This window comes from uncultured Arenimonas sp. (assembly GCF_963976025.1).
Classification (GTDB): domain Bacteria; phylum Pseudomonadota; class Gammaproteobacteria; order Xanthomonadales; family Xanthomonadaceae; genus Arenimonas.
The window spans coordinates 1-6,893 of sequence record NZ_CAXBJS010000144.1 but is presented as its reverse complement, the minus strand read 5'-3'; the positions used below and the strand labels follow the sequence as shown (position 1 = coordinate 6,893).

The 6,893-nt window shown below is 68.4% G+C and carries 9 protein-coding genes and 1 tRNA gene; 9 read left to right on the top strand and 1 reads right to left on the bottom strand.

Going from position 1 to position 6,893, the window contains the following annotated elements:
* The 9 genes from tolQ to AACZ35_RS10900 form a co-directional block, all read left to right on the top strand.
* On the top strand, positions 1–530 hold a 530-nt coding region (tolQ, locus tag AACZ35_RS10940), incomplete at its 5' end, for a protein TolQ (protein ID WP_339829144.1).
* 44 nt (positions 531–574) lie between these two features.
* Positions 575–1,015: a protein TolR gene (tolR, locus tag AACZ35_RS10935; protein WP_188664797.1), complete on the top strand. Its 441-nt coding sequence runs from the start codon at positions 575–577 to the stop codon at positions 1,013–1,015.
* Between the two features lie 4 nt (positions 1,016–1,019).
* Positions 1,020–1,958 (top strand): protein TolA, encoded by a 939-nt coding sequence (locus tag AACZ35_RS10930; protein ID WP_339829136.1) that lies wholly within the window; start codon positions 1,020–1,022, stop codon positions 1,956–1,958.
* Entirely contained in the window at positions 1,955–3,265 is a 1,311-nt protein-coding gene (gene tolB, locus AACZ35_RS10925) for a Tol-Pal system beta propeller repeat protein TolB (protein ID WP_339829133.1), read from the top strand. Before AACZ35_RS10930 ends, tolB begins: the two co-directional genes overlap by 4 nt.
* Before the next feature lie 71 nt (positions 3,266–3,336).
* Positions 3,337–3,843 (top strand): peptidoglycan-associated lipoprotein Pal, encoded by a 507-nt coding sequence (gene pal / locus AACZ35_RS10920; protein ID WP_339829130.1) that lies wholly within the window; start codon positions 3,337–3,339, stop codon positions 3,841–3,843.
* Positions 3,844–3,846: 3 nt separating this feature from the next.
* Entirely contained in the window at positions 3,847–4,689 is an 843-nt protein-coding gene (gene ybgF / locus AACZ35_RS10915; RefSeq protein WP_339829127.1) for a tol-pal system protein YbgF, read from the top strand.
* 25 nt (positions 4,690–4,714) lie between these two features.
* Positions 4,715–5,371 (top strand): 7-carboxy-7-deazaguanine synthase QueE, encoded by a 657-nt coding sequence (queE, locus tag AACZ35_RS10910; protein ID WP_339829125.1) that lies wholly within the window; start codon positions 4,715–4,717, stop codon positions 5,369–5,371.
* A gap of 18 nt (positions 5,372–5,389) precedes the next feature.
* Positions 5,390–6,073: a 7-cyano-7-deazaguanine synthase QueC gene (gene queC / locus AACZ35_RS10905; RefSeq protein ID WP_339829123.1), complete on the top strand. Its 684-nt coding sequence runs from the start codon at positions 5,390–5,392 to the stop codon at positions 6,071–6,073.
* 32 nt (positions 6,074–6,105) lie between these two features.
* Positions 6,106–6,181: transfer RNA gene (locus tag AACZ35_RS10900), tRNA-Lys, on the top strand.
* Positions 6,182–6,190: 9 nt separating this feature from the next.
* Here AACZ35_RS10900 and AACZ35_RS10895 read toward each other — a convergent pair.
* Positions 6,191–6,893, bottom strand: a 703-nt coding sequence (locus AACZ35_RS10895) for a lipid A deacylase LpxR family protein (protein WP_339829120.1), incomplete at its 5' end; no start/stop codon positions are given.

Sequence of the window (6,893 nt, the reverse complement as noted above, 5' to 3'; positions counted from 1 at the left end):
ACGAATTCGAGTCGCGCTTCTGGTCGGGCGTCGACCTGACCCAGCTCTACCGCAGCGCCACCGACCGCAACCGGGTGGTGTCGGGCCTGGAAGCCATCTTCGAGGCCGGTTTCCGCGAATTCGCCCGCCTGCGCCAGAAGAAGGGCCTGGACGGCCGCACCCAGCTCGAAGGCGCCCAGCGCGCCATGCGCGCCACGTTTGCCCGCGAAGTCGACCGCCTGGAACACAACCTCGAATTGCTGGCCAACATCGGCTCCACCGCGCCCTACGTGGGCCTTGTCGGTACGGTGTTCGGCATCATGGTGACCATGCACGGCCTGTCCACCGAGCAAAGCGCCTCCATCGCCGCCGTGGCCCCGGGTATTTCCGAGGCGCTGTTCGCCACCGCCATCGGCCTGTTCGTGGCCATCCCGGCGGTCTGGGCCTACAACCGCTTCGCCACGCGCGTCGAACGCCTGAGCGTGCGCTACGAATCCTTCGCCGAGGAATTTTCCTCGATCCTGCAGCGACAGACCCATATCGAGGAATAAGCGGGCAACCCCGTTTTCCCCGGTCCCACGTTAGGTACTGACGCATGTCCGCCACCATCACCCGCCGCCACAAGCGCAAGCTCAAGGCCGACATCAACGTCGTGCCCTACATCGACGTCATGCTGGTGCTGCTGATCATCTTCATGGTCACCGCGCCGCTGCTCAGCCTGGGCGTGGACGTGGAGCTGCCGCAGGCGCAGGCCAAGCCGATCGAACAGCAGAAGGAACCGGTGGTGGTCACCGTCGATGCCACCGGCGCCTATTCGCTGAAGCTTGAATCCGCCGATGCCGAACCGATCGATGCCGCCACGCTGCAGGCCAAGCTGCGCGCCTTCGTGGCCCAGAATCCCGACGTGCCGGTGTTCGTCGCCGGTGCCCGCGACGCCGAATACGCCCTGGTCTTCGACACCATGGTGCTGCTGCAGCAGGCCGGCGTGCCACGCGTGGGCCTGATGGGCCAGCCGCCGGAACGTGATGCACGCTGAAGCCATGCCCCTTCGCGACCCCCGGGAGGAAAGCCTGGGCGGGCCGCTTTTGATGGCCCTGGCCCTGCACCTGGGCGTGGCCCTGCTGCTGCTGGTCGGCGGCTGGCTGCAGCGCCCGCCGGAAGTGGTGTCGGTGGCCGGCCCGGTGCTCGACGCCACGCTCATCATTTCAACGGCCGACATCAGCGCCGCCGAACAGACCGCCGAAACCGCGCCCAAGCCGGCCCCCCGCGCCGAGCTGGAAATGGCGCCGCCGCCGCAGCCGATCCCGGTGCCGCGCCCGCAGGACGCCCCGATCGAAACCCAGCCGGCGCCGCAGGCCCCGATTCCCAAGCCCGACACCCGCGAACAGGAAGCCGTTGCGCGGCTGGCACTGGAGCAGGAACAGGCCCGCGAGCGCGAGGAACAGGAAGCCCGCCGCCGCCAGGAGCAGATCGACCTGACCGAACGCCAGCGCCAGGAAGAGGTCGAGGAGCGCCAGCGCCAGCGCCGCCAGCAGCTCGAAGCCCTCCGCGCCGAGCGCGAGGCCGCCGAGCGCCGCACCCGCCTGGAAGAACAGCGCCTGCGCCAGCTGGCCGACCGCGAGGCCCCGCCGACCCCGCAGCCGCGCCCGACACCGGCGCCGGCCCAGGCCAGCGGTGGCAACAACGGCACCGATACCGACCTCAAGGCCCGCTACGCGCTGGCCATGCTGCAGACCGCGCAGCAGAACTGGAACCGCGTCCTGGCGCCCGAACGCACCCGCTGTCAGGTGCGCTTCACCCAAATACCCGGCGGAGAGGTTATTGATGTGGCCTTCCTGAGCTGTCCTTTCGACGCCCAGGGCCGGGAATCGGTGGAGCGCGCCCTGCGCCGTTCGCCGATGCCCTATGAAGAGTTCAAACCCGTGTTCGAGCGACAAGTCACCCTGACGTTCTGCTACCCCGAAGAGGCCTGCCGATGATGCGTTTCCTTACTTTCCTGGCGCTCGCGCTGTTGCTTCCCTTCGGCCAGGCCCGGGCCCAGGGCCTGGATATCGGCGTGGTCACCGGCAACGAAGCCGCCCTGCCGATCGCCGTCGTGCCGATGCCCTACCTGGGCACCTCGGTGGCGCCCGACACCGACATCGCCGCCGTCATCCGCGCCGACCTCAACCGCTCGGGGCAGTTCCGCGCCCTGGCCGAGCAGGACGTGATCGAAAAGCCGCTGCGTGGCTCCGAGATCAAGTTCCCCACCTGGCGCGTGCTGCGCCAGGACTTCGTGGTGGTCGGCCGCGTGCTCGACAACCCCGACGGCGGCTACCGCGTCGAATACGAACTGTGGGACGTGGCCAAGCAGGAGCGCCTGCTGGGCCTGGCCGTCGGCGGCCGCGCCCGCGGCATGCGCGACGTCGCGCACCAGATCGCCGACCAGATCTACGAAAAGGTGCTGGGCGTGCGCGGCGCCTTCTGGACCCGCATCGCCTACGTCACCGCCAACGGCGTCGGCCAGAACACCCAGTACTCGCTGATGATCGCCGACTCCGACGGCTTCAATCCGCAGACCGTGGTGCGCTCGCGCGAGCCGCTGCTGTCGGCGGCCTGGAGCCCGGACGGCCGCAAGCTGGCCTACGTCAGCTTCGAGCGCGGCAACTCCACCATCTACATCCAGGAAATCGCCACCGGCGCCCGCGAAGTGGTCGCCAGCTTCAAGGGCATCAACGGCGCGCCTTCGTTCTCGCCCGACGGCAATCGCCTGGCCCTGACCCTCTCGCGTTCGGGCAATCCCGAGATCTACGTGATGGACCTGGCCAGCAAGAACCTGACCCAGGTGACCCGCCACTGGGGCATCGATACCGAGGCCGTGTGGACCCCGGACGGCCAGTCCCTGGTCTTCACCTCCGACCGTGCTGGCAAGCCGCAGCTGTACCAGGTGCCGGCCGGCGGCGGCGACGCCACCCGCCTGAGCTTCCAGGGCGATTCCAATGCCAAGGCCAGTATTTCCTTTGACGGCAAGAAGATAGCTATGGCACAGGGCAGTGGAAACGTTTATCGTATTGCCGTTCTTGACCGCAGCTTCGGCGGGTCCGGGCGCTGGCAGACCCTGTCGCCGGGCAACCTCGACGAGTCTCCCAGTTTTGCCCCCAACGCCAGCATGCTGCTGTACGCCACGAAGGAAGGGTCCCGTGGCGTGCTGTACGCCGTTTCGGCGGACGGTCGGGTGAGGCAGCGTTTGGTTTTGGCCGATGGTGACGTCCGGGAGCCCGCCTGGTCACCGTACCGGCAGAGGTAAGAAAGAGTAGGACGGGCCCTTCCAAAAAATAAGCACCACCACTGCATCCGAGAACCCCAAGAGGCTTTGCCATGAATACCACCACCCGCGTGCTGCTCGCTGCTTCGATCTGTGTTGCCCTCGCCGCCTGCACCAAGAAGGTCAAGGAAGAAGAGACGGCACCGGTCGACACCACCCCGGCCACCACGGCGCCGGTTTCCGACGGTCGTTACACCCCGGCCGACCTGGACTCCGATTCCTGCCTGCGCCAGCGTACCGTTTACTTCGACTTCGACCAGGACACCCTGCGTCCGGAATTCCAGGCCATCATGGCCTGCCACGCCAAGTACCTGAACGACCGCGCCGAAGCCCGCGTCACGCTGGAAGGCAACGCCGACGAGCGCGGTACCCGCGAGTACAACCTGGGTCTCGGCGAGCGCCGCGGCAACGCCGTCTCCGGCGCCCTGCAGGGTGCGGGTGGTTCGGCCGGCCAGATCACCGTGGTTTCCTACGGTGAAGAGCGTCCGACCTGCAACGAGTCGAACGAGTCCTGCTGGCAGCAGAACCGTCGCGTCGAAATCGTCTACACCGCCAAGTAAGTGATGGCACGCCAGCACATTGTTTGCGTGCTGGCCCTGGTGGCCGCCCTCGTGGCGGCCACTTCGGCCACTCCGGCCCAGGCCCAGCGCCTCAGCCTCGCCGAACGCGTCACCCTGCTCGAGAACCAGGCCAATGCGGAAAACCGCAGCGCCGGCCAGGCAAATCTCGAAGCGCAGAACCGCATCACCCAGCTGCAGGCCGAAGTGTCGGGCCTGCGCAACCAGATCGAAACGCTCACGCACGAAATCGAGCAGCTCAAGCAGCGCAACCGCGACCAGTACGTTGACCTCGACAGCCGCCTGCAGCGGCTCGAGGGCGGCGCGCCCGTGGCTGCCACCCCGAATTCCCCGGCCGCAGCCACGCCGGCGGCCCCGGCCGAGGCGGCGCCTGCGCCCGCGCCCGCCACGCCCGCCACGGCCGACAGCGGCCCGGACGCCAGCGTCCCGGCCGACCCGGCCGCCGAAGAAGCCGCCTACCAGGCCGCGCTCGACGCGCTGGTGGAACGTTTCGAAGCCGACCAGTCGGCGCGCCTGTTCCAGGCCTTCATCCGCGACTACCCGGCCAGCGCGCTGGTGCCCAACGCCTGGTACTGGCTGGGCGAAAGTTATTACGTCACCCAGAACTACGACCTGGCGCTGGAAGCCTTCCAGGCCCTGCTGGCCGGTTACCCGGGCTCGCGCAAGGAAGCCGACGCGCTGCTCAAGGTCGGCTATTGCCAGGTCGCGCTGAACCAGCGCGCCGCCGGCGAAGACACCCTGCGTGACGTCTCGGCCCGTTTCCCGGGCTCGGAAGCCGCCGCCAAGGCGGAAAGCCGCCTGCGCACGCTCGCGCTCGAAAACCGCTGATCCCGGCGCGCGCCGGACACCCGTCATGGATACACCGGCCGCCGAACGCCTGCGCCTGACCGAAATCTTCCTGTCCGTGCAGGGCGAAGCGCGCTCGGTGGGCTGGCCGACGGTCTTCGTGCGCCTCACGGGCTGCCCGCTGCGCTGCCAGTACTGCGACACCGCCTACGCCTTCCACGGCGGCGAGTGGTGGGAAATCGAAACCATCCTGGCCGAAGTCGCGCGCCACGGCGCCCGCCACGTCTGCGTCACCGGCGGCGAGCCGCTGGCCCAGAAGCGCTGCCTGGTGCTGCTGGAAAAACTCTGCGACGCCGGCTACGACGTGTCGCTGGAAACCTCCGGCGCCATGGACATCGCCGGCGTCGATCCGCGCGTGAGCCGCGTGCTGGACCTCAAGACGCCGGGTTCGAAGGAAATGCACCGCAACCTGCTGGAAAACATCCCGCTGCTGACGCCGCACGACCAGGTCAAGTTCGTCATCTGCGACCGCGCCGACTACGAATGGGCGAAAACGATGCTGGCCGAGCACGGGCTGGCCGATCGCTGCGACGTGCTCTTCTCGCCCAGCCAGGGCCAGCAATCCCCGGCCGAACTCGCCGACTGGCTGCTCGCCGACAAACTCCCGGTCCGCTTCCAGCTCCAGCTCCACAAGGTCCTGTGGGGCGATGTCGCCGGGAAGTAGGAACGAGGTGGATTTTCGATGAACCAGAACAAGAAGCGCGCGGTGGTGTTGGTGTCCGGGGGGATGGACTCGGCGGTGGTGCTGGCGATGGCGCGCGAGCAGGGCTTTGTGTGCCATGCGCTCAGCGTGTCCTACGGCCAGCGCCATACCTCGGAACTGGCCGCCGCGGCGGAGTTGGCGAAGTCCGTAGGTGCCGAGCACAAGGTGGTCACCGTGGACCTACGCAGCATCGGCGGCTCGGCGCTCACCGCCGACATCGACGTGCCCGAGCAGGGCGGGCAGGGCATCCCGGTCACCTACGTGCCGGCGCGCAACACCATCATGCTGTCGATCGCCCTGGGCTGGGCCGAAGTGCTGGGCGCCGACGACCTGTTCTGCGGCGTCAACGCAGTGGACTACAGCGGCTACCCCGATTGCCGCCCGGCCTTCATCGAAGCCTTCGAGCGCCTGGCCAACCTGGCCACCAAGGCCGGCGTCGAGGGCCATGCGCTGCGCGTGCACGCGCCACTGATGCGGATGTCCAAGGCCGACATCGCCCGGGAAGGCGGCCGCCTGGGCGTGGATTTCTCGCGCACGGTGTCGTGTTACCAGGCCGACGACCAGGGCCGGGCCTGCGCCCACTGCGACGCCTGCCGGCTGCGGGCCGAGGGTTTCGCCGCCGCCGGGCTGCCCGACCCCACGCGCTACGCGCCGCGCGCCTGATGCGGTAAACTGCGCGCCTCGTTTTTCCCGTTGGGCCGTTAGCTCAGTTGGTAGAGCAGAAGACTTTTAATCTTTTGGTCGAAGGTTCGAATCCTTCACGGCCCACCACCCTTTTCCTCAGAAGCGCCGGGAAAGCGACAGGCTGCCGTACACCGGTGCCTCGCGCTGGCCGCTGAATTCCCGGCTGCGGCGGTAGTGGGCACCCGCCAGGCGCCAGGGGCCGTGCGTCAGCACTACGCCCAGGCCCAGTTCAGCGAAGCCGGCCCGAGTGTCCACCGAGTGGCTGTCCCGGGTGAGCGTGCCGTCCAGCGTGACGTCATAGGCAACCGCGCGCGCCTCCAGGCTGGCGAAAAAGTGCCAGTCCCAGCCATCACCGCCCGCGTTGCGCAGCACCGGCGCCGTGCCGTCGCCAGCCAGGCGCATCGGGTTGGAGCCGAAGTCGTCGGGCAGGTTCTTGCCGAAGCGGAACTCGACGCCGGCGTTGGCGTAGGTGGACGGACTGCCCAGCGCACCGCCGACCCAGACATTGCGGTCCCAGCCCAGGGCATCGTTGCCGGCGTCGGGCTGGTGCCGCCAGACGCGTTCGTGCGCCAGCTGCAGCAGCGGTTCGTCACGCAGCTGGTTGTCCCAGCCGCGGAAGCGTTCGCGGCCGAACAGGTGGTGGAAGCTGTCCTGGGCCATTTCGCCCTGCGCCGAAGGCCCCACGATACCCAGACGCAGGTGCGTGGCCGCCAGGCGGTTCTCGTCGCGCACCTGCTGGCCGATTCCGAACAGCATCGTGCCGGCGTAGGGCCGGTCGTCAAGGATCAGGTCGGCGCGT

What these genes read in the sequence shown, in the direction of transcription:
- queC (WP_339829123.1), top strand. Translation starts at nt 5,390, where the DNA reads ATGAACCAGAACAAGAAGCGCGCGGTGGTGTTGGTGTCCGGGGGGATG.
- tolR (WP_188664797.1), top strand. Translation starts at nt 575, where the DNA reads ATGTCCGCCACCATCACCCGCCGCCACAAGCGCAAGCTCAAGGCCGAC.
- ybgF (WP_339829127.1), top strand. Translation starts at nt 3,847, where the DNA reads ATGGCACGCCAGCACATTGTTTGCGTGCTGGCCCTGGTGGCCGCCCTC.
- pal (WP_339829130.1), top strand. Translation starts at nt 3,337, where the DNA reads ATGAATACCACCACCCGCGTGCTGCTCGCTGCTTCGATCTGTGTTGCC.
- queE (WP_339829125.1), top strand. Translation starts at nt 4,715, where the DNA reads ATGGATACACCGGCCGCCGAACGCCTGCGCCTGACCGAAATCTTCCTG.
- tolB (WP_339829133.1), top strand. Translation starts at nt 1,955, where the DNA reads ATGATGCGTTTCCTTACTTTCCTGGCGCTCGCGCTGTTGCTTCCCTTC.
- AACZ35_RS10930 (WP_339829136.1), top strand. Translation starts at nt 1,020, where the DNA reads ATGCCCCTTCGCGACCCCCGGGAGGAAAGCCTGGGCGGGCCGCTTTTG.